The organism is Rhodococcus sp. 05-2254-5, from assembly GCF_002258575.1.
Classification (GTDB): domain Bacteria; phylum Actinomycetota; class Actinomycetes; order Mycobacteriales; family Mycobacteriaceae; genus Rhodococcoides; species Rhodococcoides fascians.
Genome location: NZ_NOZG01000034.1, coordinates 60,115 through 86,978 on the forward strand (window position 1 = coordinate 60,115; position 26,864 = coordinate 86,978).

The 26,864-nt window shown below is 63.8% G+C and carries 24 protein-coding genes; 15 read left to right on the forward strand and 9 right to left on the reverse strand.

The features are described from left to right. The first annotated feature begins 19 nt into the window (after positions 1-19). Entirely contained in the window at positions 20-493 is a 474-nt protein-coding gene (locus tag CH278_RS26645; protein ID WP_032408131.1) for a hypothetical protein, read from the forward strand. A 25-nt stretch (positions 494-518) separates the two neighbouring features. Here the strand turns inward: CH278_RS26645 and CH278_RS26650 are convergent, their stop codons facing one another. Next, positions 519-1,085 (reverse strand): TetR/AcrR family transcriptional regulator, encoded by a 567-nt coding sequence (locus CH278_RS26650; protein ID WP_032372992.1) that lies wholly within the window; start codon positions 1,083-1,085, stop codon positions 519-521. 79 nt (positions 1,086-1,164) lie between these two features. On the opposite strand from CH278_RS26650, the gene CH278_RS26655 reads away from it, so the two are divergent. The 5 genes from CH278_RS26655 to CH278_RS26675 all read left to right on the forward strand — a co-directional run bounded on the left by CH278_RS26655 (position 1,165) and on the right by CH278_RS26675 (position 6,189). Continuing rightward, on the forward strand, positions 1,165-1,959 hold the full coding sequence (locus CH278_RS26655; protein ID WP_032408208.1) for an SDR family NAD(P)-dependent oxidoreductase: 795 nt from the start codon (positions 1,165-1,167) through the stop codon (positions 1,957-1,959). A 45-nt stretch (positions 1,960-2,004) separates the two neighbouring features. Beyond that, positions 2,005-2,955: an alpha/beta hydrolase gene (locus tag CH278_RS26660; RefSeq protein ID WP_032408132.1), complete on the forward strand. Its 951-nt coding sequence runs from the start codon at positions 2,005-2,007 to the stop codon at positions 2,953-2,955. Positions 2,956-2,997: 42 nt separating this feature from the next. Beyond that, entirely contained in the window at positions 2,998-3,531 is a 534-nt protein-coding gene (locus tag CH278_RS26665) for a DUF6924 domain-containing protein (protein WP_032408133.1), read from the forward strand. A 49-nt stretch (positions 3,532-3,580) separates the two neighbouring features. Beyond that, positions 3,581-4,639 carry a GGDEF domain-containing protein gene (locus CH278_RS26670; RefSeq protein WP_052053756.1) on the forward strand — a complete coding sequence of 353 codons (1,059 nt, stop codon included), beginning with the start codon at positions 3,581-3,583 and terminating at the stop codon, positions 4,637-4,639. A 62-nt stretch (positions 4,640-4,701) separates the two neighbouring features. Continuing rightward, positions 4,702-6,189: an FAD-dependent oxidoreductase gene (locus CH278_RS26675; protein WP_032408134.1), complete on the forward strand. Its 1,488-nt coding sequence runs from the start codon at positions 4,702-4,704 to the stop codon at positions 6,187-6,189. A gap of 30 nt (positions 6,190-6,219) precedes the next feature. Here CH278_RS26675 and CH278_RS26680 read toward each other — a convergent pair whose 3' ends face one another. Then, complete coding sequence (locus tag CH278_RS26680; protein WP_032385784.1) at positions 6,220-6,627, reverse strand: DoxX family protein; 408 nt, start codon at positions 6,625-6,627, stop codon at positions 6,220-6,222. Positions 6,628-6,767: 140 nt separating this feature from the next. On the opposite strand from CH278_RS26680, the gene CH278_RS26685 reads away from it, so the two are divergent. Next, entirely contained in the window at positions 6,768-8,054 is a 1,287-nt protein-coding gene (locus CH278_RS26685) for a competence/damage-inducible protein A (protein WP_032393241.1), read from the forward strand. 9 nt (positions 8,055-8,063) lie between these two features. Here CH278_RS26685 and CH278_RS26690 read toward each other — a convergent pair whose 3' ends face one another. After that, complete coding sequence (locus CH278_RS26690; protein WP_032393381.1) at positions 8,064-8,819, reverse strand: alpha/beta fold hydrolase; 756 nt, start codon at positions 8,817-8,819, stop codon at positions 8,064-8,066. Between the two features lie 172 nt (positions 8,820-8,991). Beyond that, positions 8,992-9,687, reverse strand: coding sequence for an SDR family NAD(P)-dependent oxidoreductase (locus CH278_RS26695; protein WP_027496145.1), 696 nt, complete (start codon positions 9,685-9,687; stop codon positions 8,992-8,994). 101 nt (positions 9,688-9,788) lie between these two features. Here CH278_RS26695 and CH278_RS26700 point away from each other — a divergent pair, with 101 nt between their 5' ends. Further along, positions 9,789-10,664: a helix-turn-helix transcriptional regulator gene (locus CH278_RS26700; RefSeq protein ID WP_032393240.1), complete on the forward strand. Its 876-nt coding sequence runs from the start codon at positions 9,789-9,791 to the stop codon at positions 10,662-10,664. Positions 10,665-10,695: 31 nt separating this feature from the next. On the opposite strand, the gene CH278_RS26705 is transcribed toward CH278_RS26700, so the two are convergent. Both CH278_RS26705 and CH278_RS26710 read right to left on the reverse strand, forming a co-directional pair. Continuing rightward, positions 10,696-12,021, reverse strand: coding sequence for an alpha/beta hydrolase (locus CH278_RS26705; RefSeq protein ID WP_032393239.1), 1,326 nt, complete (start codon positions 12,019-12,021; stop codon positions 10,696-10,698). 60 nt (positions 12,022-12,081) lie between these two features. Continuing rightward, positions 12,082-12,570, reverse strand: a complete 489-nt coding sequence (locus CH278_RS26710; protein ID WP_032388824.1) for a nucleoside deaminase — start codon at positions 12,568-12,570, stop codon at positions 12,082-12,084. Between the two features lie 167 nt (positions 12,571-12,737). On the opposite strand from CH278_RS26710, the gene CH278_RS26715 reads away from it, so the two are divergent. From CH278_RS26715 to CH278_RS26745, 7 genes are all read left to right on the forward strand, one after another. Next, positions 12,738-13,337: a sulfite oxidase-like oxidoreductase gene (locus tag CH278_RS26715; RefSeq protein WP_032393238.1), complete on the forward strand. Its 600-nt coding sequence runs from the start codon at positions 12,738-12,740 to the stop codon at positions 13,335-13,337. Positions 13,338-13,344: 7 nt separating this feature from the next. Continuing rightward, positions 13,345-14,091: a ferredoxin reductase gene (locus CH278_RS26720; RefSeq protein ID WP_230598465.1), complete on the forward strand. Its 747-nt coding sequence runs from the start codon at positions 13,345-13,347 to the stop codon at positions 14,089-14,091. Positions 14,092-14,208: 117 nt separating this feature from the next. Then, positions 14,209-15,045, forward strand: a complete 837-nt coding sequence (locus CH278_RS26725; RefSeq protein ID WP_032393236.1) for an alpha/beta hydrolase — start codon at positions 14,209-14,211, stop codon at positions 15,043-15,045. A gap of 142 nt (positions 15,046-15,187) precedes the next feature. Next, positions 15,188-18,301 carry an NAD-glutamate dehydrogenase domain-containing protein gene (locus tag CH278_RS26730; protein ID WP_052060865.1) on the forward strand — a complete coding sequence of 1,038 codons (3,114 nt, stop codon included), beginning with the start codon at positions 15,188-15,190 and terminating at the stop codon, positions 18,299-18,301. A gap of 177 nt (positions 18,302-18,478) precedes the next feature. Next, positions 18,479-19,363 carry a universal stress protein gene (locus tag CH278_RS26735; protein ID WP_094623325.1) on the forward strand — a complete coding sequence of 295 codons (885 nt, stop codon included), beginning with the start codon at positions 18,479-18,481 and terminating at the stop codon, positions 19,361-19,363. Positions 19,364-19,386: 23 nt separating this feature from the next. Next, on the forward strand, positions 19,387-20,940 hold the full coding sequence (locus tag CH278_RS26740; protein WP_032383980.1) for an APC family permease: 1,554 nt from the start codon (positions 19,387-19,389) through the stop codon (positions 20,938-20,940). A gap of 300 nt (positions 20,941-21,240) precedes the next feature. Then, complete coding sequence (locus tag CH278_RS26745; protein WP_032393234.1) at positions 21,241-22,404, forward strand: epoxide hydrolase family protein; 1,164 nt, start codon at positions 21,241-21,243, stop codon at positions 22,402-22,404. Positions 22,405-22,431: 27 nt separating this feature from the next. Here CH278_RS26745 and CH278_RS26750 read toward each other — a convergent pair whose 3' ends face one another. The 3 genes from CH278_RS26750 to CH278_RS26760 all read right to left on the reverse strand — a co-directional run bounded on the left by CH278_RS26750 (position 22,432) and on the right by CH278_RS26760 (position 26,819). After that, positions 22,432-24,864 carry an excinuclease ABC subunit UvrA gene (locus CH278_RS26750; RefSeq protein ID WP_094623326.1) on the reverse strand — a complete coding sequence of 811 codons (2,433 nt, stop codon included), beginning with the start codon at positions 24,862-24,864 and terminating at the stop codon, positions 22,432-22,434. A gap of 348 nt (positions 24,865-25,212) precedes the next feature. Further along, positions 25,213-26,076: a MerR family transcriptional regulator gene (locus tag CH278_RS26755; protein ID WP_032393232.1), complete on the reverse strand. Its 864-nt coding sequence runs from the start codon at positions 26,074-26,076 to the stop codon at positions 25,213-25,215. Between the two features lie 227 nt (positions 26,077-26,303). Continuing rightward, entirely contained in the window at positions 26,304-26,819 is a 516-nt protein-coding gene (locus CH278_RS26760) for a hypothetical protein (RefSeq protein WP_032383903.1), read from the reverse strand. Positions 26,820-26,864: the final 45 nt, after the last annotated feature.

A 26,864-nucleotide genomic window follows, 5' to 3' on the forward strand; every position in this document is an offset into this window, starting at 1 on the left:
CGTATGCCAGCCTGAAGCGATGGAATGGCAGGCTTTCGAATGCGTCGAGGAGTGGCGTCTTCCGTTCGTCCCGGACTCCGGTCACGGCGCACCCACTCGGATCGTCGACGCGTGCGGTGCCGTGGGGCGTGATCTGTACTGCCGCAAGCACGGCAGCGAACAGCACATCGAGCGGTCGGAATGGACGATCGCACTGATGGAGACCGGGCACTGCCATGTCGGGCTCGAACCCGTCCTGCATCACCGGACGCCCGCCCTCGAGCAGTTCCGGGGCTTCTCGTTCGGCGCGTTGCATATCGATCAAACGCTCGCCGAGGCCACGGTCGTCGTTGCCGACTCGGTGCAGGGCGAACTCGCAGGCTATTACCCGTTCATCCAGTGGCCGATCCAGGAGAAGCGACTGCTCCTGCCGGTGGTGCGCGACGGAACGGCCGTGTGGCGGGACCCGCGGACCGACCTGACTGTTGCCGAGATCGGGCTGCTGACCGACTGACCACGAGATCCGCAACGCACCAGAGTCATTCGGTAGAGCTGGTACGCGAAACAGGCGGTATGGTCGCGACCAATCGATCGATCACCGAACGGACGACCTCCGGAGCCGGGGCGTGCGTCAGCAATCCCTCCACGACGAACGTCCCGATGCGCAGCATCGCATCGGCTTCGGACCCGGACAGTCCAGCCTTCTCGATATCGGAAGCGAACAACGATTCCGCGAAGTGGTGGAAACCGTTGTGCCAGTGTTCGATTGCTGCCGACTTGGCAACTCGGTCGTGCACCGTCGATACCAGAGGGCCCACCCTCTGCAGTTGCTCCACGAGCCAGACCAAACGGTCGGCCAGGGATCGATCCGCGACGGTCGCATAATCTGCCGCGTCCTCGGCCGCGATAGCGGTCAGCACTGCGACCAGGATGTCGTCCTTGTCGTCGAAGTACCAGTACACGGTGTTCGGGGTGATCCCGACAGCTTTCGCCAGACGGCTGATCGATGCGCGCTCGAAACCGTCGGATACGAACATCTCGCGGGCAGCGGCGACGATGTCGTCGCGCTTGCTCTCTCTGTCGTGCAGTCCGCGATTCTTGGGCATGTCCCGGAGTTTATCTTGAATGTCATTCAAGACACTGCTACCGTTCTTGATGACCGTTCAAGAGATGGAGACGTGGCAGATGTCGAACACCGGACGCACAGCCCTGATCACCGGCGCATCCGCAGGCATCGGCGCGGCCTTCGCCCGTCACCTCGCCGCCGAGGGACACAACCTCGTTCTGGTAGCCCGTCGCGAGGATCGGTTGACTGCACTGGCAAACGAGCTCACCACGCGCCACAGCGTGCGGTGCGACGTGGTGGCCGCCGACCTGGCCGATCGCGACGCTCCCCGCGCGATCATGGAGCGCACGCGAGCCCTGGGTGTCGACATCGACATACTCGTCAACAATGCTGGAATGTCGGGGAATTCGAAGTTCGCCGACGCTCCATTCGAGTCGCTGGCCGCGGAGATCCAGGTGATGATCACGGCGGTGACCGAACTTGCTCACCTCACTGTTCCTGGCATGAAAGAGCGAGGATACGGACGCATCGTCAACCTCTCGTCGCTGGCGGCCCTGCTTCCGCCCGCAGCCAGTCTGCTGTACACCGGCATCAAGTCCTACGTACTCGACATGTCGCAGTCACTCGACATGGAGCTGCGTCCCCACGGCATTCACGTCACCGCGCTCTGCCCGGGCTTCACGCACAGCGAGTTCCACGACGTCATGGGGACCAGGGAGGCGGCCACGTCCAAGCTCCCCTCGATCCTCTGGCAGAACCCCGAGGACGTCGTCCGCGAGGGATGGCGCGCGGTCGAGAACGGCACTCCGGTGTGCGTGCCCGGGTTGGTCAACAAAGCGACTGCTGTTGCAGCCAAACCGATTCCGACACGTATCGGGTACTACCTCGGTCGGACACTCAATCCCTTCAAGTAACGAGTTTCGATCCATACAGTCTTTGCTGAACAGAGGAACAATCGCATGATCACCGACGACCACACCGGTTTCACCCGTACCGAGACGTCATTCCACTCGAACGGAGTTCGTTGCGCTGCTACGGTTTTCCGGCCGAGCAGCCCGGCCTCCGACCGTCTGCCGGTGATTGTCATGGCCCACGGGTTCGGCAGTCCCCGAGCCATGCGCTTATACGCCTACGCGGAGCGTTTCGTCGCGGCCGGTTACGTGGTGTGCGTCTTCGACTACCGGTTCTTCGGGGACAGCGAGGGCGAACCGCGCCAGTTGTTGGACGTGAACGAACAGCTCACCGACTGGCGAAACGCAGTCGACTTTGCTCGCTCATTGGACGGAGTCGACAACAATCGGGTCGTCGGCTGGGGGACGTCGTTCGCCGGTGGCCACGTACTGACGTTGGCGGGCAACGGTATTCGATTCGCAGCCGTCATCGCCCAGGTACCCCACATCGACGGCATTGCTGCCGTTCGCGCAACCGGATTGCGACAGGCTGTGCGGCTGGCACCGGCCGCCATGTCCGACGCTGTGCGCGCTGTCCTCGGCCGATCGCCGCGCTACGTCGACAGCGTCGGACTACCCGGCCAACGAGCCGTGATGGTCTCGCCCGACGCGATGAAGGGGCGTGACCGTCTCGTCCTCGAGTCCGGACTGTCCGACGGCGACTACCCCGAAACCGTCGCTGCACGAATCCTTCTGAAGATCTGGCGCTACTCCCCCGGAAGAACGATGTCGCGTATCGACTGCCCCACTTTGGTGCAGATTGCGTCCGAAGACACAGTGACCCCGGCGTCCGTCGCACAACGCGCCGCGGCGAAAGTTCGCGGTGCGACGGTTCGAACCTACGTAGGCGGTCATTTCGACCCGTACGTGGAGCCGCTGTTCTCCTCGGTGATCGGAGATCAGCTGACCTTCCTCGCCGATACTGTGCCCGTGCCACTCCGGGCTGTCCCCTCCGCCTGACCGCACGTTCGGTGCACCCCACAGTTCTCGGATTGGATCACCATGCCCGACGGCGCGAGCAGCTCCGAACTCTGGCTGTTGCGAACATATTTCGGCGAGGACGACGACGCAATCTGGACGTCCTTGACGGAGTCGGCGCGCAGCACACGATCTGTCGTCCCGGGTGCCGAGCTGGTCGTGTCGTCAGACCGAACACAGTGCCAGCAGCGTATTCGACGGGTCGTCGCACGACTGGCGACGCGCGCCGAGGCGAACGACGGACTGTATGTCGCGCTTGCCGACAAGCAGACGTTCGCGCGCCCGGGTCGAACGCTGCTCACCATCGACTGTTCGGCGGTTCCGCGCAACGCCGAACGCATACCCTCGACTCGAATGACTCCGGACAGTGCCTTCCGGTTGGGCATCGACGGGCATGCACCGAAGATCGAACCGGCCCGGTTGTCGAAACCGAAACAGGCGACTACGTTTCACCACTCCGAGCCCCTCGCCGCCGACCTCGCCGACCGTGTCGGGGAGGCAGTCCGAGCCAGTCTGCGCTGGCGATCGGACATGACACGAGACGGTTTCGGTGGGTAGACATCGGGACTCACCGGCAAGACGTGCGCCCACCGAGCGACCGGCCGGCATGCGGGCGAACGACGAGACACCCGACCCGCTGCTGCGGACGGGGGTTGTCGTTCAGACTCTGCTGTTCGGGCTGCTCGGCATCGGCACCACGTTCACGCAGGACGGCCCCACCGAAGGACTCGGCACCGTACTGACCTACGCCGTGTGCATCAGCACGATTCCCGTCGCCCGGATCATGAGCAAGGCCGAATTCGGGATGGACTGGTGGTCTCGCCGCGCACCCGTCAACAACTGGTTCGTCGTGTATTGCGAACTCGGTGTCACCGTGGTGACGGCAACCTACGCTGATCCTCTTGCAGCGCTTCAGGGTGCGATGCTTCTCGCACTGGTCGGTGCGTACGCCGCGCACTTCGCTCGACCGAAAGTGATCTGGTTCCACGTCGTGTGGAGCACGGTGTACATGCTCGTACTCGGAGCATCAGCATTGGCGACAACCCCTACCGACACCGTATCGGTCGTCCTACGAGTCGTGGTGGCCATCACGGTGATCAACGGCGCTGTCACGCTGCTGTCGGCGTTCTCACGAGCAGTACTGCACTCCTCTCGGGTTCATCTGTCCGACGCGATGACCGACCCACTGACCGGAGTGCTCAACCGGCGAGGCCTGGAAGCCAGAGCAGTCGGTGCCGGCAACGACCCCGTTCGCCCGGCCTTGGTGCTGATCGATATCGACCACTTCAAAGCCGTCAACGACCACCACGGCCACTCCGCGGGCGATGTCGCATTGAGGCTGACGGCAATGCGATTGACCATGAGCGCCGGGCGACACGCGGCGGTCTCACGACTGGGCGGCGACGAATTCGTCGTCCTCGTCCCGGATCCGACACCGACGCTCGGCGAATTCGCCGAGCGCCTTCGGCAGGCCGTCCATAACGTCGCGGACGACATCCCGATCACCGTCAGCGTCGGTGCCGCACTGCCACAGGTGGATCCACGCTCCACCCGCACCGTGTTCGACCGAACACTCGCCGCCGCCGACGAGGCTTTGTATCGCGCGAAACGCAACGGCCGCAATTGCGTCGCTCTTGCGCGTCCGCCCGGCGATATCGTTCACTGACGACGGCGTACGGCGATCTGGTTTTCCGGGTTTCGCGACGACGAAGGCGGGAACTCGGTTGTATGCCGCCCAACTCGCTCTGGCTCGACCGACCCGACCGCTTGCCCTACCGCGCGATCGATTTCACCCAGAAGTACGACACCGTGGTCATCGGGGCCGGACTCACAGGTTTGGTCACCGCCCTGCTGTTCGCACGAGCCGGAGAACGCGTCGCGGTGCTCGAAGCCCGCACGATCGGTGCCGTCGCGACGGGAAACACGACAGCCAAGATCAGTGTTCTGCAGGGCACGAAGCTGTCGTCGATAGCGTCGAAACATTCGCACCAGCAGGTGCGGCGTTACGTGCAGGGCAACACTGCTGGGCAGCAATGGCTGCTCGAATACTGCGCGGAGCGGGGTATAGCGGTCCAACGCGAGACGGCGTACACGTACGCCACGACCAGCTCCGGTCTCACCGCCGTTCGCGATGAATTGCGCGTCGCTCTCGGTGCCGGACTGAACGCCTCCTACGGCACCGACACCGAACTTCCCTTCGATGTCGCCGGTGCCGTGTCTGTTCCGGACCAAGCTCAATTCGATCCGATGGACGCCCTCATTGCCTTGGCCGAGGACGCCTCGAGCGCGGGTGCGGACATCACCGAGGGCACCCGAGCTCTCGGTGTGAGACGAAGGCTTCGTCACGTCGACGTCAAGACGGATCAGGGCCCACTCCGCGGGTCGCGGGTCGTCTTGGCCACTGGCACACCCATTCTCGATCGCGGTGCATTCTTCGCTCGAATGGAACCGATGCGGTCGTATGCCGCCGCGTACGAGATCGACGGCGACGTTCCACGCGGAATGTACCTCTCCGCCGACTCCCCCAGCCGATCGATCCGGTACGCGCCCACCCCGGCCGGCGATCTACTCCTCATCGGTGGAAACGATCACGTCGTCGGGCGCGAGTCTTCTCCGCAGGCCCAGGTGAACGACCTCGACGAATGGACCGCAGAGAACTTCCCCGGGGCCCGACGACGATACAGATGGTCCGCGCAGGATTACGGGTCGATCGACGCGCTGCCGTACGCCGGACCACTGCTGCCCGGCGACGATCGCATCTGGGTCGCCACCGGGTACGACAAATGGGGAATGACGAACGCCGCGGCGTCCGCGCTCGTTCTTGCACAGCGGGCGTTCGGCGGTCGAACCGACTGGGCCGGCGCGTACGACAGCTGGAATCTGCGCCAACTCACCGGCATCGTCGACGCGATCCGTATCAATGCCAACGTGGGACTGAACATGGCGAAAGGATGGGCGAAGCCGATCACCGGGGGCTCGAAAACCCCACTGGTCGAGGGTAAGGGCCACATCGAGCCCGGCATCGCACCGAAGGCTGTCTGCACCGTCGACGGCGTCACCCACCGCGTGTCTGCGGTGTGCCCACACCTCGGCGGCATCGTGGCGTGGAACGATGCCGAGAAGTCCTGGGACTGCCCGCTGCACGGTTCGCGTTTCGCTGCCGACGGCTCCGTGTTGGAGGGTCCCGTCACGTCGGGCCTGAATCCGTTGTCCTGACCCTTACATGTGTCGGCAGGCGGCGTCTCACTACCGCACGATCGGCATGACCTGACGCACCTTCGGATCCCGTAGGTACAGCGCACCCCATGCAAGAATCCCGACGTAGACCGCGAACAGGACCGTGCTGAAGAGCGGCTTGTCGACCCGCCAGTTGGTGAGAACGGCACCACCGAGATAGCCGGTCAGGAGAACGGCACCCAGAAATGCGGTGCGCGGCACCAAGTACAGCACCAAGCACACCAGTAACACGACGCCGATGACGGGCGTCATCTCGTCGCGCAGCCCCAATTCCACCGTCGCGTCTTTCACCTGCTGCACATTCAGCAGTTTGCCGACGATATCGAAGATCAGAAACAGCGCCAGCAGGCCGGTGAGGACCCAGCCGACGCGCGCAGCGGTACGTGACGTGGTTGCAGGAGTGGTCGTCGTGGTCATGATGTTCTCCGATGTTCGAGATGCACGATGTCGCCGGTATCGACTGCCGTCGGTACGGAAATTCACCGCGGCCCCGGATTCGGTGTCGATCGAGCCACCGTCGCGAGTCCACTCGAACCCGGTGACAGTAAAGTCGAAGAATGTCAGTGCGAGCAGGTGTTGTGGTCACGGGAACCGAGGTTCTTTCGGGTCGGGTGTCCGACAGGAACGGCCCATGGGTCGCCCAACGTCTCTTGGAACTGGGCGTCGACGTCGCCCACATCACCGTGTGCGGGGACAGGCCCGATGATCTCACCGCACAACTTCGTTTCCTCGCCGATCAGCGTATGGACCTCATTGTCACCACCGGCGGGTTGGGGCCGACCGCCGACGATCTCACGGTCGCGACCGTTGCCGCGCTGTACGGTCGAGAACTTCGGCTCGACGTCGAACTCGAGGAGCGCATCAACACAATCGTTCAGCGTTGGCGGAGTCGCCTGAGTTCCTCGCCCGATTCGGAGCCCCTTCTCGCGGGCATCCGCAAACAAGCCATGGTTCCGGTAGGCGCGCAGTCCATTTCGCCGACCGGCACTGCTCCCGGCGTCGCGATACCAGCGAGTGACTCCGGGATGCTGCCTGCGGTTCTGATTCTGCCGGGCCCACCGCGCGAACTACAGGCCATGTGGCCCGAAGCTGTGCAGACAGCGCCGGTCTCGCGAGTGTTGGCCAGGAGTGCCGCGGTTCGCCAGGACACCATCCGCGCGTACGGTCTGTCGGAGGCCGACCTCGCGGCGACCTTACGAACAGCGGAGCGCGAGGTAGCGGGATTCGGCGACCTCGAGATCACCACCTGCCTGCGTCTCGGTGAACTCGAAATGGTGACGCGCTATCCAGAATCAGCGGCGGCCGCATACTCCGACGTCGCAGCACTTATCGAGAAACACTATGGCTCACAGGTCTTTTCGACCGACGGATCCACTATCGACGACATCGTGGCGAGTCGCTTGACGGGCCGTCGCATCGCAACGGCAGAATCGTGCACGGGCGGCATGATCGCCGCGCGTCTCACCGACCGTGCCGGGTCGTCGGCATATGTGATCGGCGCGGTGGTGTCGTACGCAAACGAAGCGAAGACCGAGCTTCTCGGTGTTCCAGCCGAGGTCATCGACCAGCACGGAGCCGTGAGCGAACCGGTGGCTGCACTGATGGCGGAGGGCGCGCTGAACCGGGTGGGTGTCGACATCGCTGTCTCGACCAGTGGCATCGCAGGCCCCGGCGGTGGCACCGAACTCAAGCCCGTCGGCACCGTGTGCTTCGCGATTGCCGTCCGCGATCAGCCGACCGTCACCCGGACACTTCGACTGCCCGGTGACAGGGCAAGTGTGCGTTCGCTTTCCACCACCGCAGCGATGCACATGCTCGCCGACGCCCTGGAGCCGACGATCTGATTCTTGTGGTCAACGACCGACGATGGACTCCTCGATCGTTTTCGCCACCAGTGCCGCATCGTCGATCATCGGCACATGGCCGACGTTTGCCAGCGTGACGAAATGCGCCCCGGGTAGCCGCTGACGGGCCGCAGGGACGAAATGTTCGGGCGGGAAGATGCGGTCTCCACTCGACCACGCCACGGTGACAGGGCACGGCATTTCGGCGAACGGTGCCACGCTCTCGCGGGTGTTCAACAGGTCGTGAGCCGCAGCGCATCCGACGAGGTCTTCGAATGATGCGGCAGCCTGCTGGTGCGTCATCTGCTTGCCGCGCAACGCAATATCACGCATGGCGAGCTGGCGAACGAACCCGAACCGCATCAGCGGCGGCATCAGTGAGCTGGTGGCGTCGGCCAGCTTCTTGGTTCGGATCAACGTCGCCCGACTTTTACCCGGATCGGCGTCGGGCTCCCAGAAACCGGCGGGCGAGAGCGCGCACACCGAACGGGCCCGGCCTCTGCGAGCGAGCTCGATACCCATCCACCCTCCCATCGAATTGCCCGCGATGTGCACGGTGTCGAGACCACGATCAACGAGCAGCTGCTCTGTCACATCGGTCAGAGCACCGATGCTCGCGTGATCGAGACGACGTCCACCGCGATGACCCGCTGCGGTCGGGACGAGGAGGTCGTAGTTCCTCGCGAGCAGTGGTGCGACGGTGTCCCACGCTCGAGCCGACATCGTCACTCCGTGCAGCAACAGAAGTGGAGGTTTGGTGCTCATCGTTCTTCTCATTTCCTTTTTCTGAGGTGGCACGTCTGTCGGCGCAGTCGTCCGAACACCGGTGAACTGCCTGAGCCCGACAGGCTACGTCACCCGGGTACCGGATTCCGTGCACTCGAAGCGATCGCGGCACGGGAGAACCGCCCAGACGGTGCAATCACCGATAACCGGCTCACCAGCTGACGGTTCCGTGGCGGTCGATGAACCGCCCGGATCCGTGGCCGGGCCCTTCGGTGGCGAACTGCACGATGGCGTCGGTCCCCTCGGTGACGGTCTGCGGCCCGCTGTTTCCGTTGAATTCGGTTGCGGTGTAGCCCGGATCGGCGGCATTGATGCGAATGTCGCTCAGGCCCTTGGCATACTGCGTCGTCAACATCGTGACAGCCGACTTCGACGCGGTGTAGGCCGGAGCAATCACGCTGGATTCGACGCGAGACGGATCGTGTGTCGCCGCGAACGAACCCATTCCACTGCTGACGTTGACGATGACGGGATCGGTGGAGCGGCGTAGCAGTGGAAGGAATGCTGTTGTGGTGCGGACAATTCCGAGAACGTTGACGTCGAGTACCGACTGCACATCGTCGGCGGTCAACTCTTCGATGTCGCTGTGCGGTCCGGGAATGCCCGCGTTGTTGATCAGTACGTCGACAACCCCCTCCCACCGTTCCACGTCCGCCGCTGCAGATGCGACGGATTCGGCATCGGTGACGTCGATCCGAACGAACCGAGCGCCCAACGCTGCTGCAGCATTCCTACCCCGCTCGGCGTCACGTGCTCCGAGGATCACGGTGTGGCCCTGATCGATCAGTCGGCGCGCGGTTTCGTAACCGAGGCCCTTGTTTGCTCCGGTGATGAATGTGATGGTCATGGCCCCAGTGTTCAGGTCGACCGGCGTGTGTTCCAGGCACGCCTGGACGGTAGGACAATCGGTACCACCCTCACACCCGCCCGAAGAGTGACAATGGAGTCGTGACCTCGACAACGGACGGACTCGGCGCGACGATCAGATCGTGGCGTGATCGACTCTCACCCGATGCTGTCGGACTGACGACCGGACGCTTTCGACGGGCCACGGGGCTCCGACGCGAGGACCTCGCCGATCTCGCGGGCATCTCCGTGGACTACGTAGTGCGGCTCGAACAGGGACGAGCGACGACACCGTCGGTGCAGGTGGTGTCGTCCTTGGCGCGGGCTCTCCAGCTGACTCTTCCCGAGCGAGACCATCTCTACCGCTTGGCCGGCCACATTCCGCCGGCCGACGGGACTATCTCCGACCACATCCCGCCTGGGGTCAGGCGGGTTGTCGGCCGACTCGACGAGGGTGCGGTTGCCGTCTTCGCCGCCGATTGGCAACTGCTCTGGTGGAACCGGAGTTGGGCCGCGCTGGTCGGTGATCCGTCGACCGTCTCGCACTCCAAGAGAAACTTCGCTCGTGACTGTTTCCCCGTCGGCACGGATGCACCCGGAATGTCCGCATGGCCGGTGACGCCGTCCGGCGGCGACGCAGCAGTCCGAGCTGCCGTGGTGTCCGACCTTCGGCGAGCCACTGGACGGTTTCCCCGAGACTCGAGACTGAGGGGCCTGATCGAAGAATTACGCACCGGCAGTGCAGAATTCGAGTCTCTGTGGTCGGTCGGTGCCGTCGGTTCACATCGCGAGGATCACAAAGTGGTCCACCATCCGACCGTCGGACCGATCACCGTCGACTGCGACGTACTCACCGACGGAGACGCGGAGCTGAAAATCGTCATCATGACAGCCGCCCCCGGATCGGAAGACGAAACGAAACTCCGGTTGGCCGCCGTTTCCGGGTCCGTCGACCAGCTGCGGTTGCCAGTGCAGTAGCGGCCAGTCGAGTGCGTCAGCGACTGCTCTGCTATCCGACGATGCCGCGGAGGAACTCGATCCTGAGCCGGTTGTACTCGTCGGTCCACTGCGAGCCCGTGGTCATGAATGCATGCTCGAGGGTCCCCTCGTTCTTGCTGTATAGATTCAAGCGATTGGCGACGCCCATTCTGTCCAGCTTCGCGCTCAGTTCGGCCGCCTGATCGGGGAACGTGCCGGTGTTGCCGTCGGCGATGAAGCTCGGCGGGAAGTCGGAGGTGGCGTTCTCCGTGACGTTTGCGCGCGCCAGCCAATCGGCATCGGTGGTGTCGAGGTAGCTGCGTGCACCGATGTCGTACAGAAAGCCGTTCGACGGACTCGCAGATTGCGGCGAGCCGGCCCTCCCCACATCGAGGACTGCACTGTCGAACACCAAAGCCTTCAGAGCGCTTCGATCCATCGTGGGTTCGATGCCCAGCGCACGTGCGTAGTCGGGGTTGGTCCGAACATTGGCGTAGCTACCCACGATCTGACCACCCGCGCTGCTTCCGGCGAGCACGACGCGGCTCATGTCCAAGCCGTATCGGTCGGCGTTCGTTTCCAAGAACTGCAGAGCCTCACCCAGCTGGATCGTCTGTGTGGGAAAACGGTATTCCGGTGCGAACGCATAATTCACCGACACCAGGTTGAAACCGGCGTCGAGTACGGGGCCCGCCCCCGACGCGAAGTACGGGTTGTCCGTCCCGAGTTCGGAATCACCGTCGGCCTTGTCCCCCGCTATCCATCCCCCGCCGTGCACCATGACGTACGTGGGACGGCTGACCGACGGATCGTTGTCGGCGATGTAGATGTCGAGAAACGAATTGGGAAGCGTCGAGCCGTATTCGATGTCACTGGTGCGACCTGCCCCGTTCACTACCGACGTCGCTGTCGGCGCGGCAGAAACGAAGGAATTGCTCTGCCCCAAGGACTGCAGCGCTCGAACCAGCGGCGCCGGACTGGCGGCCGTAGTGATCGTCACTGCGGAAACCACCAACGCAATCGAGGCAGCGAGGCCGGCGGGTACGGCGAGAACCACCCGGCGAGTGCCATCCGAGGAGCCCGCCCACGCCGATCCGAGCAGAAAGAACCCGAGCGCAGTCCCCGCGGTTGCGCTCACGACCCACAGCGCGTGAAAGGGCGTCACCAACCAGGCGACCTGAGCGACCACGGTCACTGCACCGAGCGAAGTTCCTACGGCTACATGCTTTCTGGCATCGGACGCGACGAGACAGGTGGCCACGACGGCCACGACGATGACCCACAATCCCACCGCGAACTGCTGACGGATCAGAAGACACTGGAGCCACGCGAGTGCAACACCGATACCACCGGTCATCACGAGTGCCGATGTCGACGTTCTCGTTCGCCGGCCTTCGAAAATTTTGCTCACCCTTAGCTACGCCGTGGACGTGTGACGTTGCCTGTGCAGGTCACGGACAGCGTCGCTGAACTCGGCGACCGGCCCGTCGACCACTGCTCCCGGCACGACCTGTGTGATGGTGAGCGGCGTGATCGCGAGCGGCGCAGCACCGAATTCTTCCAGCCACGTAAGCAATTGGGCTGTCGAGGTGGCGTAGACGATACGTCCGAGCCCGACAATTCCGTGGCTCGCCGCGCACATCGCACAGTGCTCACCGGAGGTGTATACCGTCGACGATCGTCGCTCACTGGGGTTCAGATTGGTCGCAGCCCACCGTGACAGAGCGATCTCGGGGTGCTGGGTGGGATCGTGTCGATCGCCGACGCGATTGCGGTCCTCCGCAAGCACTTCACCGCTGCCCGACACCAGCACCGAACCGAACGGATCGTTGCCCGTACTCACTGCGGCCGCCGCCAGATCCACAGCACGCGCCAGAAATGCACGGTCGTCGGCGGAAATACTCATGCCGCACCACATGGTGCGTCGACGATAGTAGTGTCCACACCTCGACCGTACCGGTACGAAGCACAGCGAACTCCGCATCGATCCCACGCGCTCCCGCCGAAACGCAGGTAGCCGACACCGTCACCCGACTTGTCAGACTCCCGACAACGAGCGCACAATTCTTCACCATGGCACTGATCTCGAAGGGCTTCGTGGGTCGACGACGCGGCGACGACGGGCGCACTCCCCCCGGTCAGTATCTGACCAAGGATTTTCCCGTCCTCGCGATCGGGCCTGCGCCCGTGGTCGCGACCGACACGTGGTCGTTCTCGGTCACCACCGAACGCGGCGACACCCGCAGTTGGACCTGGGACGAATTCGCGGCACTTCCACACGAGACTCCGACCGTCGACATCCACTGCGTCACCAAGTGGTCGAAGCTCGACACCACGTGGAAGGGCGTGAGTCTGGACGTTCTGCTGGACGGTCTCGACACCGATGCCAGGTACGTCGTGGTGCACGGCTTCGACGGTTACACCACCAATCTCCCCCTCGAGGATCTCAGGGACGGGAAGGCCTGGCTGGTTACCGAATTCGACGGCGCTCCCTTGGCTCGCGAACACGGTGGTCCGGCACGGCTTCTCGTTCCTCATCTGTACTTCTGGAAATCGGCGAAGTGGATCTCACGCATCGAGCTCACCCTGGAGAACGAACAAGGTTTCTGGGAGCGCGGTGGGTACCACGACTACGGAGACCCGTGGCGCGAGCAGCGCTACCAGGGCGACTGACGTGGCCGTGACGGCTGGAGCAAAACCCTGGCTCGTTGCCACGGCTGCGGCCGTGCGGCGTGAGACACCCACCGCGTCCACCCTTGTTCTCGACGTCGACGGTTGGCCCGGCCATCTCGCCGGGCAGCACGTGGACGTCAAGCTCACCGCCGAGGACGGCTACAGCGCACAGCGCAGCTACTCCTTGGCCTCGGCACCCGACGGCACGTCGCGTATCGAGATCGCCGTGCAGAACGTCGCGGACGGCGAGGTGTCGCCCTACTTGGTCGAGTCGGTCGAGGTCGGCGATCGCATCGAGATTCGAGGGCCGGTGGGCCGATGGTTCGTCTGGCGGCCGTCCCAACCGTCGGAGACCCCGTCTCCCCCGGTTCTGTTGGTGGGTGGCGGTTCCGGCATCGTCCCGCTCCGCGCCATGGTTCGCGCACAGGCGTCCGCGACGGGCGGACGGGCACCCTTCCGAGTGTTGTACTCGGTGCGCGAACCCGCGGAGGTCTATTTCGCGGACGAGTGGGCTCACCCTCCGGCGGGAGTGGACGTCACGATGATCCACACGCGGCGTGCTCCTGCCGGTAGCACACGGCCACTCGGTCGAATCACGTTGGAAGACATCGACGCTCACGGGTGGCCGGCGGAGTTCGAGCCGAGATGTTACATCTGCGGGCCCACGAGTTTCGTCGACACGGTCGCGGACATGCTGGTAGCGCGCGGCCACTCAGCTGGGAACATTCGTACGGAGCGTTTCGGACCGAGCTGAGATCGGCCCTCGACTCAGCGCCGCTCACGCGGTAGAGATGAACCATCCACATCTCGCCGTTCTCAATGGGGTTCTTATCCATCCCCACTGGAGTCTGCTTCCCCTACTGTCGGCACCATGACCATCGATCGAGTACCTGTACCCGGCGGAGACATCGTCGTCGAAACACACACCGGCACCAGCGAGACCGTCCTCGTGGTGCACGGCGTGTCCAGCCAGCGCATGCTGTGGGGCTGGCTGCGGGCGGAATCGCCACACCTGACACTGGTCGCACCGGATCTGCGCGGCAGGGGCGACAGCGTCGAGGTCACGGGGCCGTCGTCGCTCGCTCGGCACGCAGACGACCTGGACGCCGTCATGGATGCCCTCGGACTCGACGCCGCGCACGTGTGCGGAATGTCCATGGGTGGATTCGTGGCAGTCGAGTTCGCGGCTCGGTATCCATCTCGAGTGAAGAGTCTCGTTCTCGTCGACGGAGGCGTTCCGGTGGCACCGCCCGCCGGTCTCACCCGCGAGACCGTAGGAGCTGTGTTCGCGGACAGAATTGCTCGAACTCAGAAGCATTTCGGTACCGTCGACGAATACGTCGACTTCTTGGTCTCGACGTCGCTGCCGCTTCTCGACCCGGCGGATCCACTCCTGCGGACGTACGCCGAACACGATCTGGCAGAGGGGTCGGTGCGGCTGTCGACCGATGCAGTCGTCTCCGACGCCGAGGGTGTGTTCTTCGGCGAGTCACGGTTCCGAGAACTGACGATGCCGATTCGATTCCTGCACGCGCAGTGGAGCATTGGTAAGAAATCGGCTCCGATGTACTCGCCCGAAGACATCGATGCGCTCGACCTGACCTCGATCACCCCGATGATGGAACTCGACCATGCCGGCACGATCATGACCTCGGCCGGTGCCGCCGCCGTGGGAGCACGAATCGACGAGGCGCTGCGGAACGGGTGATGAAGCAGCACAAGGACCGGAATGGAGCGGTCCGAGGACGTCGGCTGTCCATTTCGTCAGCTGTGTCGTGCGTCTCGTTCAGCCAGACTTAGCCGACAGTGAGCGTCGCCTCACCCTCGTCGAGCATGGTCAGGAGAAACAAATGAGCGGTGCCGGTGCAGTCCGGGAGGACAGCGGTGTGCGGCTGCGGTTCATCGACACTGCGGACCAACAGATGCCCGTTGCCATCCTGGAGTGGCAGCGTCGCGCTCCACTTCTCGCCGATCTGGTCGCATTGTTCGCCGATCTCGGGCTGCGTGTGGCGAACCACGAGTTGTTGCCCTCGGGCGACGACAGCGACGCCCTCGTTCACAGATTCGGTTTCAGTACCGATGAAATCGATTGGTCCGCAGCAACTCCGAACCTGCTGCGGGCTGCATTCGAGGCCGCTGCATCGGGCGATCTCGAGGTCGATGGCTTCACTCGCCTCATCGCATCGGCGTCCATCCCGTTCACCGACGCCGTTCTCGTTCGCGCCGCAGCCCGCTATCTCGGCCAGGTGGGGCTGGAGCTGTCCGAACCCAGTGTGGTCTCGATACTGCTGCGGCACAGCGACTTCGTCCGAGGATTCTGCGCACTCTTCCATGCACGATTCGATCCCGACGTGACCGACCGCGACAGGCTGACGGCTGCCGCCGAGGACATTCTCGACACCGCTGTCGAGCGCACCTCGGCACTCGACGAGGATCGCTTGTTACGAGGACTGCGTTCTTTCCTCTCGGCAGTGTTGCGCACCAATTGGTTTCAGCACGACCGCACGGTAGGCGTCCCACCCGCAGCGTTCAAGATCGACCCGGCACGATTGTCCCTCTCTGCGGCCGTAACCCCGTACCGCGAAATCTTCGTGCACTCGCCGATCGTCGAGGGGAGTCACGTTCGGAGCGGTGCGATATCTCGCGGGGGCCTGCGTCATTCGGACCGGCACGACGATTTCCGCACCGAAGTACTCGATCTGATGAAGACGCAACACGTCAAGAATTCACCGATCGTGCCGATGGGTGGCAAGGGCGCTTTCGTGGTTCGAACGGAGACGACTCCCGAAGGTGTCCGCAACGCCTACACCGATTTCATCGAGGCACTGCTCGATGTCACCGACAACGTCGTCGACGGCGGGGTGGTGGTGCATCCGACGCGCACGGTGATCCGCGACGGCGACGACCCGTATCTCGTCGTCGCCGCCGACAAGGGGACTGCGCGATTCTCCGATCTCGCCAACAGCATTGCAGTCCGCCGAGGCTTCTGGCTCGGGGATGCGTTCGCCTCGGGAGGCTCGGCGGGCTACGACCACAAGACCATGGGAATCACCGCACGCGGCGGGTGGCTGTCGGTACGACGCCACTTCGCCGAGAAGGGTATCGACGTCGATACCGATGCGTTCACGGTGGTCGGTATCGGAGACATGTCGGGTGATGTGTTCGGCAATGGCATGCTCCTGAGCCACGCCATCCGACTCGTCGGCGCGTTCGATCACCGGCACATCTTGCTCGATCCGAACCCGGACCCCGAGGTCTCGTACCGCGAACGGGAACGGCTGGCAGCGATCGCTGGAAGCAGCTGGGCAGATTACGACACCAGGGCACTGTCGCCGGGCGGTGCGGTGTGGCCCCGTTCGGTCAAGTCCATCGAACTGTCACCGCAGATGCAGGCACGACTCGGAATCGATGTCGGCTCCCTCTCCCCCAACGCACTCGTCGAGGCGCTGCTCACTGCCCCGGTGGATCTACTGTGGAACGGAGGGATCGGCACCTACGTCAAGGCCTCGACCGAGGGGCACTCCGACTCCGCCGATCCGGCCAACGATTCCGTTCGCGTCGACGCGTCCGAACTGCAGGCCCGGGTGGTGGGCGAGGGTGGCAATCTCGGCCTCACGCAGCGTGCTCGAATCGAATTCGCCCTTGCCGGGGGTTGCGTCAACGCCGACTTCATCGACAACGCCACGGGCGTCGCAACCTCCGATCGAGAGGTGAATCTGAAAATCGCGGTGGATGCGGCCGTCGCGGACGGCGAGCTGTCCGTCACCGAGCGCAACAGAGCGCTGTCCCAGGTTCAGGACGAGGTTGCCGAGTCGGTGCTTGCAGAGGCTGCATCGCAGACCCTGGCGATCAGCCTCGCCGAGGCCCACGCGCCGTTCCTGCTGGGCCGGCACGAACGGTTGATCGACAACCTCGAACGCGACGCGGGAATCAGTCGAGTCGCTGCGGTTCTTCCCTCGCCTGCCGAGTTGCGGGCTCGACATCGCTTGGGGCAGGGACTGGTTCGGCCCGAGATCGCGGTGCTGTTGGCGCAGTCGAAGAACCTGGTGGCCACCGAATTGCTCGCCTCTCCCCTATTGGACGACCCGGTGTTCGACGGGGTACTCGCCGGCTATTTTCCAGAATCGATCCGTGTCCTGGTTCCTCACCACATTCGCAGGCATCCACTGGCGCGGGAGATCGTGGCGGTCGTCGTGACCGGACACATGATCGACCGCGTCGGGCCCGGCATGATTCACCGGCTGGAGGAGAGGCTGGGCGTGAGCACTGCCGATATCGCGGTCGCGTATGCCGTCGTGCGCCAGGTTTTCGACATCGACCACCTGTGGGACGTCGTTGCCGATCTACCTGGAATCCCGCAGAGCACCAGGCTGGTTTTGCAGTTCGGTGTTCAGGATCTGATCGAGCGGACCACGTCGTGGTTGTTGCGGAACCGCGACGAACATTCGACGCCTCTGGAGACGATCGAACGCCTAACGCGGCCGGTACGTGAACTCCGAGAATCGTTGCCGGAGTTGACCGGCGATCTCGTCGTCGATCAGAACACACTTCGAATCCTCTCCGAGGCATTCGCATTGGAGACGACGGCCCGGTCGCTTGCCCGACCGATAACGCACGTGGCGCAGACGTATCTCGAATTCGGCCGCGTCGTGGGTCTCGACCGGTTGGTGGAACGCTCCTCTGTCGCCTCCGGTGGAGCCGACTACTGGGACGCCATGGCAAGCGCGATTCTGGTCGATGCGATTCGTGAGCACTGGCACAACATGACCGAACAGGTCCTGTCCGAGGCGGTACACACCGAATCTGCTACCGACGCCGTTGCAGCGTGGCAGTCTGTGCACACCAATTCCGTCGAACGATTGGCCCAGATGGTCGGTGAACTCCACAGCGTGGAAGGGCTGAGCAATTCGCAAGTGTGCGTGGTGAGCGCAGAGCTGTCGCTTGCCCTGTCTCGGTGCCGATGATTCGCAGGAGCGAAGCCTGCGGAGTGACTATTTCATGCAGGAGCGAAGCCTGCGGAGTGACTATTTCATGCAGGAGCGAAGCCTGCGGAGTGACTATTTCATGCAGGAGCGAAGCCTGCGGAGTGACCATTTCAGCACTACCTCTACCTGTTCGATCGAAACGAAGGAGCCGTCCCCATGCGCTTGATCGTCGGATATCTCGCCACCCCCAGCGGTAAGGACGGTCTTGCCCTCGGGGTGCAGCTCGCCCGCAGCCTGGGTGCTCAGCTCGACATCTGCATGGTTCTACCGCCGGACCGCACCGTTGCGTCCAGAGTCCCTGCCGAAACCGGTTACGAGGACGTCCTGATCACACGAGCGCAAGGCTGGCTCGACGAGGCGAAATCGTTGGTGCCGTCCGACATCGAGGTCGCCGTGCACGCGAGTTTCAACGATTCGTTCGCCCAGGGACTGCTGGACGAGGTGGCTCGGCTGGGGGCCTCGGCCATCGTCGTGGGTGCGTCCGGAGACGGCCTGCTCGGACGGCATTCCGTCGGCTCGGTCTCGACCGAACTGCTGCATTCGGCACACGTGCCGCTTGCACTCGCGCCGCGCGGCACCCGGCACTCGTCTGCTCGGGAGATCCGTCAGGTGACCTGCGCACTCGGGACCAGGACGGGAGCGGATGTGTTGCTGCGGACGGCGGTCCGGACCTGCGAGAGAATGCACACTCCGCTCCGGCTCGTGTCCCTGGTTGCGCTCGACCCCCGCAACGATCTTCGCGATGCCCGGGACAGCTACGACAGCGCGCGTGACCGTGCCGTCGCGCACGCACGTGCCCTCGTGGACGAAGCGAAATCCACGTTGCCGGACGACTTTCCGATATCGGTGACCATCGCGGACGGATCGTCCGTCGAGTCTGCGGTGCGGACGCTCGACTGGCAGGACGGCGACCTCGTCATGGTCGGCTCCAGCCGCCTTGCCCAACCGCGCCGACTCTTTCTCGGTTCGACGGCCGCGAAGATGCTTCGCGTCCTGCCCGTCCCCATGGTGGTCGTCCCCAAGCAGGAGTTCGAATCATGAATCCGTCGACGGAAGGCTCGAATATGGGCAAGAACGCAAGCGGGCCCTCGCCCACTGCCGGTGAAGTCAGCGCCAAGGGGCTGGCGACAGGCACAGTCGGCACCTTCTCTGGCGCGATACTCGGAATCTCATCTGTAGCACCGGGTTACACTCTGACGGCAAGCATCGGCCTGATCGTCGCTGCCGTAGGTCTGAAGATGCCGGCAATCCTGATCGCGGGCTTCGTTCCGATGTTCCTCACCGCATATGCCTACCGCGAGCTGAACTCCGAGTCTCCCGATTGCGGTGCGTCGTTCACGTGGTCGACCAAAGCATTCGGACCCTACGTCGGATGGATGTGCGGTTGGGGCATGGTGATTGCGACGATCATCGTGTTGTCCAATCTTGCGGCCATCGCGGTGCAGTTCTTCTATCTGTTCATAGCGAAGTTGTTCGACACACCGTCGATCGCCGATCTACCGGGCAACAAGTTCGTCAATGTCGGTACGACGCTGGTGTTCATCGCAGCGGCCACCTGGATTGCCAGCAGAGGCATCACCACCAGCGAAAAGCTGCAGATCGTCACGGTCGGCTTTCAGATGGTGCTTCTCGTCGTCTTCGCCGTCGTTGCGCTGATTCATGTCGGAGCAGGAGACGCCCCGGGCGAGGTCACTTTCGACTTGGACTGGTTCAACCCGTTCACCGGCGTGGCTGTCGGTGCGTTCGTCATCGGACTCACGGGATCCATCTTCGCTTTCTGGGGTTGGGATACGTGCCTGACGCTCGGCGAGGAATCGAAGAACCCGAAGACGACGCCCGGCCGCGCCGGATTGCTCTGCGTGGCAACCATTCTGCTCACCTACCTACTCGTGGCGGTGGCCGCCATGATGTACGCAGGGGTAGGCGAGGACGGCCTGGGCCTGGGTAACCCGGACAACGCCGAGAACGTCTTCGGCTCTCTGGCCGACCCGGTGCTCGGTAAATGGGGCGGGCTGCTGCTGTTCCTGGCCGTGCTGGTGTCCTCACTGGCGAGCTTGCAGACCACGTTCCTTCCGGCTGCGCGAACGATGCTGGCGATGGGTTCCTACGGTGCCTTCCCCAAGAAATTCGCCGAAGTGTCACCTCGCTTCCTGGTGCCTTCCTACGCAACCGTCGTCGCAGGGGCCATCACCGCAGGGTTCTACACAGTGGTCACGTTCCTGTCCGAGCGCACTCTGATCGACACCATCGCGGCCCTGGGCATCATGATCTGCTGGTATTACGGCATCACGGCCTTTGCCTGCATCTGGTATTTCCGCGGCAGGCTGTTCGACAGTGTCCGTAACACCGTCTTCCGCTTCCTGTTTCCACTTCTCGGTGGCCTCATGCTGCTCGCCGTTTTCGTCATATCACTCGGCGAGAGCATGAATCCCGACAACGCCAGCGGAGCCTCGATCGGCGGCATCGGACTCGTGTTCTTCCTCGGCTTCGGCATCCTCGTCCTCGGCGCTGTGCTGATGATCGTCATGAGGTTCCGCCATCCCGCATTCTTCGAGGGCAAGACACTCGATCGCAATACTTCCGCGTTGCGAGACGAAAGCGATCTGGCGGGCAGATAGCCGAGGACGGCGGGATTGCTCGGCAGCTGCGGTTCCGCGTCCCGCCGGGACAGCGGTGGCGCTGCTCGACGACGAATGCGGCACGAAGTTCCCGACGGGACAACTTATCTGACCGACCATCCGATTGGCCCCTATCGCCGAGCTGGATGGCCGAGGACTTCGACCCCTTCGGTATCGAATCGTTCGGTAGTGGCCGAAGCTCTGTAGCGACGAAACTGGCTCCGGCACAGCGGCGGACATGACCACTTGCCCCCACCGACTCACCTGACCGCGGCCACATCAGGACGTAGACTCCCCTTCATGACGCGTCCCGAACCATTCGTTTCGACGACTATTGCTGCGGCGCTGGATGACCTGAGAACACGACTTCGCGCAACACGGTGGCCGGACAGTCCTGCCGATGCTGGGTGGTCACTCGGTGTCGACGTCGGTTACCTTCGTGAACTCGTCGAATACTGGTCCGACGAATTCGACTGGGGAGCGCAGGAGTCTGCCCTGTCGAAGCATCCTCGATTCCGGGTCGACGTCGGTGATCTGGGCATCCACTTCGTGCACGCGCGGGCAGTGGCACCTGTGGGCCCGGTTCTTCCCGTGGTTCTCAGCCATGGATGGCCGGACTCGTTCTGGCGCTACTCGAAAGTGGTGTCGCTGCTGACCGATCCGGGCGCACACGGTGCCGACCCCGCCGATGCATTCGACGTCATCGTGCCCGACATGCCGGGCTACGGCTATTCGGATACACCGGCAGGCACCCCTTTGAATTCGATTGCGGTCGCTGGTCTTTGGGCCGAGCTGATGCACATTCTGGGGTACACCCGTTATGGGGCTGCCGGAGGCGACATCGGCAGCGCCGTGAGCCGGTACCTCGCACTCGATCACCCCGACTCTGTCGTGGCCGTCCATCGTATGGATGCGGGACTGCCCGTGTTCACCGGCGACCGCGCCGAACTGTCACCGCAGGAGCAGGACTTTCTCGACAGGTCCGCCGCGTGGGGCAGTACAGAGGGTGCATACGCTGCGATGCACCGCACGAAACCGCAGACCGCTGCCGTCGGGTTGACCGACTCCCCGGCCGGGTTGGCCGCATGGATCGTCGAGAAGCTGCGAGGGTGGACCGACGGCGACGGTGACATCGAGCGTAATTTCACCAAGGACGAGATCCTCACGAACGTCACCCTCTACTGGCTCACCGAGACCATCGGCTCGTCGATGCGTATGTACAACGCCAACGCGTCCATTCCCTCGGAGCAGCACGCCCGCCGCGTCGAGGTGCCGTCAGGGTTCTCGTTCTTTTCGGGTGACCTCTTCACGAATCCGCCCCGCGCGTGGCTCGACCGCGTCGCGAATGTCGTTCGTGCAAAAGAACTTCCGCGCGGTGGGCACTTCGCGCCGTTCGTGGAGCCCGAGCTGTACGCGCAAGAATTGCGCGACTTCTTCCGACCGTATCGTGCAGCCCTTGCGTAGAGCGCCCCTGCAAGATGAAGCGCCAGTTCAGGATTGGAGTCGGCGGGCCAGATATGATCCCGTTCTGCTGTTCGGGGACACCGCCACTTCGGCGGGAGTGCCGGTGGCGACCACGGTGCCCCCGTTGTCGCCGCCGCCGGGACCGAGGTCGATGACCCAGTCTGCGGAGGCTACGGCATCCAGGTCGTGTTCGACCATCACCACGGTGTTGCCCGCGTCGACGAGCAGGTGCAATTGACGCATGAGCAGGGCGACATCGGAGGGGTGCAGCCCTGCTGTCGGTTCGTCCAGTAGGTAGAGGGCAGTGCCGCGGCGAGTGCGCTGCAATTCGGTGGCAATTTTGATGCGCTGCGCTTCTCCGCCGCTCAACTCGGTCGCGGGTTGACCGAGCCGAAGGTAGCCCAGCCCGATATCGCGCAAAGTCTCCAGACTGCGGGATGCTCCCGTGACATCGGCGAAGAACATCGCAGCCTCGTCAACCGACATGCCCAATACCTGGGCAATTGTATTGTCGCGCCAGGTGATTTCGAGAGTTTCCGGGGTGAACCGGGCACCGTGGCAGGTGGGGCACGGGCCATAGGTGCCGGGAAGGAACAACAGCTCCACCTCGACGAAACCGTCGCCCTGGCACGTGGGGCATCGTCCGTCGGCGACGTTGAAGGAGAACCGTCCGGGTGCCCATCCTCGAACCTTGGCCTCATCGGTGGCGGCAAACAGTTTGCGGACGATGTCGAACATTCCGACGTAGGTGGCCAGTGTCGATCGTGGAGTGCGGCCGATGGGACGCTGATCCACCCGGACCAGTCGGGTGAACGTCTCGATTCCGGAGACCTCGGCCACGTCGACTTCGATCTGCGCGTCATCGTCCTCGTCTGCCGCGGTCTCGAGGCGGTGGCGCGCCACCTCGAACAAGACCTGGCTGACGAGCGTCGACTTCCCAGAACCCGACACACCCGTCACCGCCGTCAGCACCCCGTGTGGGAACTTCGCCGTCAACTCGCGCAGATTGTGCCGGGTTACTCCGGTCAGAGTCAGCCATCCGTCGGTGGGCCGCGGCTCACGCTGCAGAGATTCCGCTCGCCCGAAGAGATGCTTGCTGGTTACCGACTCCTCGATCTCTTCCAAGCCGTCGACGGGGCCGCTGTACAGAACCCGGCCGCCGCCCTCGCCCGCCGCGGGCCCGATATCGACCACCCAGTCGGCACGGCGGACCACATCCATGTCATGTTCGACGACGAAAAGAGAGTTGCCCGACGCCTTCAGCTGGTCCAGAACGTCGAGCAGTGGCTCGGCATCCGCGGGATGCAGCCCCGCGGAGGGTTCGTCCAACACGTACACCACCCCGAAGAGACCGGAACGGAGCTGAGTGGCGATCCGCAACCGCTGCGTCTCGCCAGGCGACAGAGTCGTCGAGTTTCGCCCGAGCGCCAGATAGCCCAAACCCAACTCGAGCAACACGTCGATTCTGGCCAGCAGGTCGGCGGTGATGCGCACCGCCACTTCAGCGGCCTCCCCCGACTGTTCGGATACCGGGCGCAGTACTGCGGCAAGTTCTGTCAGCGATAGCGCATTGATCTCGGCGATCGAGTGGCCGGCGATGGTGACGTCCAGCGCATCTTCGCGCAGTCCACTGCCGGAGCACTTCGGGCAGCGGACGGTTTCGGTGAACTGCAGCGCGCGGTCCCGCATGCGCTCGCTGTTCGAGTCCGCCAGAACGTGCATCACGTGACTCCGGGCGCTCCAGAACTTGCCCTCGTAACTGTGGTCGACGCGGCCTTCTTCGGGCTCGATGAACACCTTGGGGTGCTCCTCGGTGAACAGAAGCCAGTCTCGGTCCTTCTTCTTCAGCGTGCGCCACGGCGCGTCGATGTCGATACCCATGCCGCTGACGATGCTGCGCAGATTCGCGCCCTGCCAGGCGCCCGGCCACGCCGCGATCGCTCCCTCCCGAATGCTCAAAGAGGGGTCGGGAACGAGCAGTTCCGTTGTCACATCGTGGAAGTCGCCCAACCCACCGCATCGTGGGCAGGCACCGGCGACGGTATTCGGTGAGAACGCTTCGGCCGCGAGCAGCGGAGCACCGTCAGGATAGGTACCGGCCCGCGAATACAGCATGCGCAGCAGGTTGGACATCGTGGTGATGGTGCCGACGCTCGAGCGTGAACTGGGCGAACCCCGGCGTTGCTGCAACGCAACGGCCGGTGGAAGGCCGGTGATGGAGGCGACATGGGGTGCGCCCACCTGCTGAAGCAGTCGCCGCGCGTAGGGGGCAACAGACTCGAAGTAGCGTCGCTGCGCTTCGGCGTACAACGTGCTGAAAGCCAGTGACGACTTCCCGGACCCCGAGACCCCTGTGAACGCGACGAAGGCATTGCGGGGTATGTCGACATCGACCGCTGCCAGGTTGTGCTCGGTAGCACCGCGCACTCGGACATACCCGTCCCACGTTGAGTCCGTCACCGACCGAGCCTAACTGGTCCCTATCGGATCAGAACGATATTCTGGACGTTAGTTCCGCAGTGCAATTGTTTTGCAAATCAATGGCAAGGGACTGTCTTTTCATTTCACTTGTGACCGCACACAGTGCCTGTATAGAACCGCTCGGCACACCGACAGTTCGCGGCACACGCGTTGTCGACCCGCGAGCCATCGGCGGGACGCGCTGCGTCGAAGCCCTCGCCTACTCGACGGTGCGCGAGGCACCACGTAATGCCTACGGCAGCAGCCGAAGTCCAGCACATTCTGGCCAAGCTCCGACCTGAGCAGGGACTGTGCCCCGGATCGAACTCGACCCGACACTCCGGAGACTCATGTCGTGCCGGATCCGTCGAGTTCCAGGGCCAGTTCCATGCATCGCAGTCGTGCAGGGGAAAAGTCGTAGGGCATCATCCGGACGGTCTCGGCAAGGCTTGTCGACCCGCACGCCGAACCGGCGTCGGCGGGCGGGGGGTGCAACTCGTCCCACGCGTCGAATCGGCCGTCGTCTGCTTGCGCCAGGCCGGAGCTGTCGATGACCGTGCGAAGTGCGGTCTCGAAGGCGTGCCGTTCCGCAGCCACCTCTGCCACGCGAGGGTCGTCGACGGCTACCGTGTCGTCGAGCGCGTCTTCGGCGGCGTCGACTCGGTCAGAAGCCTCCCGCAGGTCCGGGCGGGCGGCCAGGGCGATGAACCGCGACGCCTGGACGGACGCGCCGAGCTCGCTGAAGATCCGCTCGGTCACGAGCAGGGTGTCCAGGTCGTCCTGGCGCAGGGCCCCCTCGCGCAGGCCTGCGAGGCGGTCGCCCACGACATCGGAGAGCAGGCCCAGCCTGCTCCCCCGAGCTCGCATGCGCTGCACAGCTTTCCGTTGCTGCTCGAGTTCGGCCTGCCTGGCAACGAGGGACCCTTCGAGCCGATCAAGGATGCGCGCGACGTCGCTGTCGGCGGTACCGGGCGCATCCGACAAGGCGTCGCGGATATCGTCGAGAGCAATGCCGGCCTCGGCCATCCGGCGGATCCACAACAGCCGGATCATCTCGTCGTAGCCATAGCGGCGGCGGTCGTCGCTCCCCCGCTCGGGCTCCGGGATCAGGCCGATCTGGTGGTAGTGACGGATCGCTCGCGGCGTGGTGCCGACGAACGCCGCGGCACCCCCAATCGTGACCTGGCGCGGCGGGGTGAAAGACGAGAACATGTGTTGCTGCCTTCCTCGGTGGGCGGGATACGTCCACTGCACCACATGACGCTACGGAAGGTGCAAGCCCGCGCCTGATGTGACGTCGCATAAGGCGACGGTTTTCAGAAGCATTCGATTATCCGGGCCCTCCAGGGGGGTGACGAAGCTGAACGCCGAAGTGACGCTTCGTATTCGAGTCGACTCGGGACCCGGAGATTTCCGTGCGTCCGACGACTGTGGCGTCGTCAGGCCACCGTGAAGCGCACAGTGTTGCCGGCCGGATCGAGCAAAGTCGTGTTGAGTGGGGCATCAGTCGTCACCGTCAAACCTGCTCTACCGGAACCGATATCGATCGCTATCTGCTTGCTCCATTCGCCGCCTTCCGGGGGCACAAAACCGATTGCGGCGGAGTTCAGGTGCACCATCCACGAGCCCCCGGTTGGCTTGGCACCGCTGTACGGGTCGGCCCAGGGTGCATCGAAGTTGTTCATGTTCACGAACACGGTGAGTGGACAATCGTTGGTGAAGAATGTCCGCCAGGTCAACGTGACCACCGCGATGCCCGGCCGATCGTGCGGCGTGTACACGTCGCCGCCCACCTCGCCTGCGCACGGAAAAGACATCTCTCGTCCGAGCGAAATGTTGTACGGAAATGGCGTGAACTCCTGATGGTGAGCTGACGCCACCCCGGGAATGCCCAGAAGCGCAGCCGCGAGGGCAGCACCGACAACGGTGGTTCGCACGGTCCAAGTTCGAGTCACGAAAAGGACATTACGGTAAAGCCGTTCGTGGGGCCGGGTATCGGT

What these genes read in the sequence shown, in the direction of transcription:
- CH278_RS26725 (WP_032393236.1), top strand. Translation starts at nt 14,209, where the DNA reads ATGACCATCGATCGAGTACCTGTACCCGGCGGAGACATCGTCGTCGAA.
- CH278_RS26655 (WP_032408208.1), top strand. Translation starts at nt 1,165, where the DNA reads ATGTCGAACACCGGACGCACAGCCCTGATCACCGGCGCATCCGCAGGC.
- CH278_RS26695 (WP_027496145.1), bottom strand. Translation starts at nt 9,687, where the DNA reads ATGACCATCACATTCATCACCGGAGCAAACAAGGGCCTCGGTTACGAA.
- CH278_RS26740 (WP_032383980.1), top strand. Translation starts at nt 19,387, where the DNA reads ATGGGCAAGAACGCAAGCGGGCCCTCGCCCACTGCCGGTGAAGTCAGC.
- CH278_RS26730 (WP_052060865.1), top strand. Translation starts at nt 15,188, where the DNA reads ATGAGCGGTGCCGGTGCAGTCCGGGAGGACAGCGGTGTGCGGCTGCGG.
- CH278_RS26685 (WP_032393241.1), top strand. Translation starts at nt 6,768, where the DNA reads ATGTCAGTGCGAGCAGGTGTTGTGGTCACGGGAACCGAGGTTCTTTCG.
- CH278_RS26680 (WP_032385784.1), bottom strand. Translation starts at nt 6,627, where the DNA reads ATGACCACGACGACCACTCCTGCAACCACGTCACGTACCGCTGCGCGC.
- CH278_RS26675 (WP_032408134.1), top strand. Translation starts at nt 4,702, where the DNA reads ATGCCGCCCAACTCGCTCTGGCTCGACCGACCCGACCGCTTGCCCTAC.
- CH278_RS26660 (WP_032408132.1), top strand. Translation starts at nt 2,005, where the DNA reads ATGATCACCGACGACCACACCGGTTTCACCCGTACCGAGACGTCATTC.
- CH278_RS26755 (WP_032393232.1), bottom strand. Translation starts at nt 26,076, where the DNA reads ATGTTCTCGTCTTTCACCCCGCCGCGCCAGGTCACGATTGGGGGTGCC.
- CH278_RS26710 (WP_032388824.1), bottom strand. Translation starts at nt 12,570, where the DNA reads ATGAGTATTTCCGCCGACGACCGTGCATTTCTGGCGCGTGCTGTGGAT.
- CH278_RS26650 (WP_032372992.1), bottom strand. Translation starts at nt 1,085, where the DNA reads ATGCCCAAGAATCGCGGACTGCACGACAGAGAGAGCAAGCGCGACGAC.
- CH278_RS26665 (WP_032408133.1), top strand. Translation starts at nt 2,998, where the DNA reads ATGCCCGACGGCGCGAGCAGCTCCGAACTCTGGCTGTTGCGAACATAT.
- CH278_RS26745 (WP_032393234.1), top strand. Translation starts at nt 21,241, where the DNA reads ATGACGCGTCCCGAACCATTCGTTTCGACGACTATTGCTGCGGCGCTG.
- CH278_RS26705 (WP_032393239.1), bottom strand. Translation starts at nt 12,021, where the DNA reads ATGACCGGTGGTATCGGTGTTGCACTCGCGTGGCTCCAGTGTCTTCTG.
- CH278_RS26690 (WP_032393381.1), bottom strand. Translation starts at nt 8,819, where the DNA reads ATGAGCACCAAACCTCCACTTCTGTTGCTGCACGGAGTGACGATGTCG.
- CH278_RS26735 (WP_094623325.1), top strand. Translation starts at nt 18,479, where the DNA reads ATGCGCTTGATCGTCGGATATCTCGCCACCCCCAGCGGTAAGGACGGT.
- CH278_RS26645 (WP_032408131.1), top strand. Translation starts at nt 20, where the DNA reads ATGGAATGGCAGGCTTTCGAATGCGTCGAGGAGTGGCGTCTTCCGTTC.
- CH278_RS26715 (WP_032393238.1), top strand. Translation starts at nt 12,738, where the DNA reads ATGGCACTGATCTCGAAGGGCTTCGTGGGTCGACGACGCGGCGACGAC.
- CH278_RS26670 (WP_052053756.1), top strand. Translation starts at nt 3,581, where the DNA reads ATGCGGGCGAACGACGAGACACCCGACCCGCTGCTGCGGACGGGGGTT.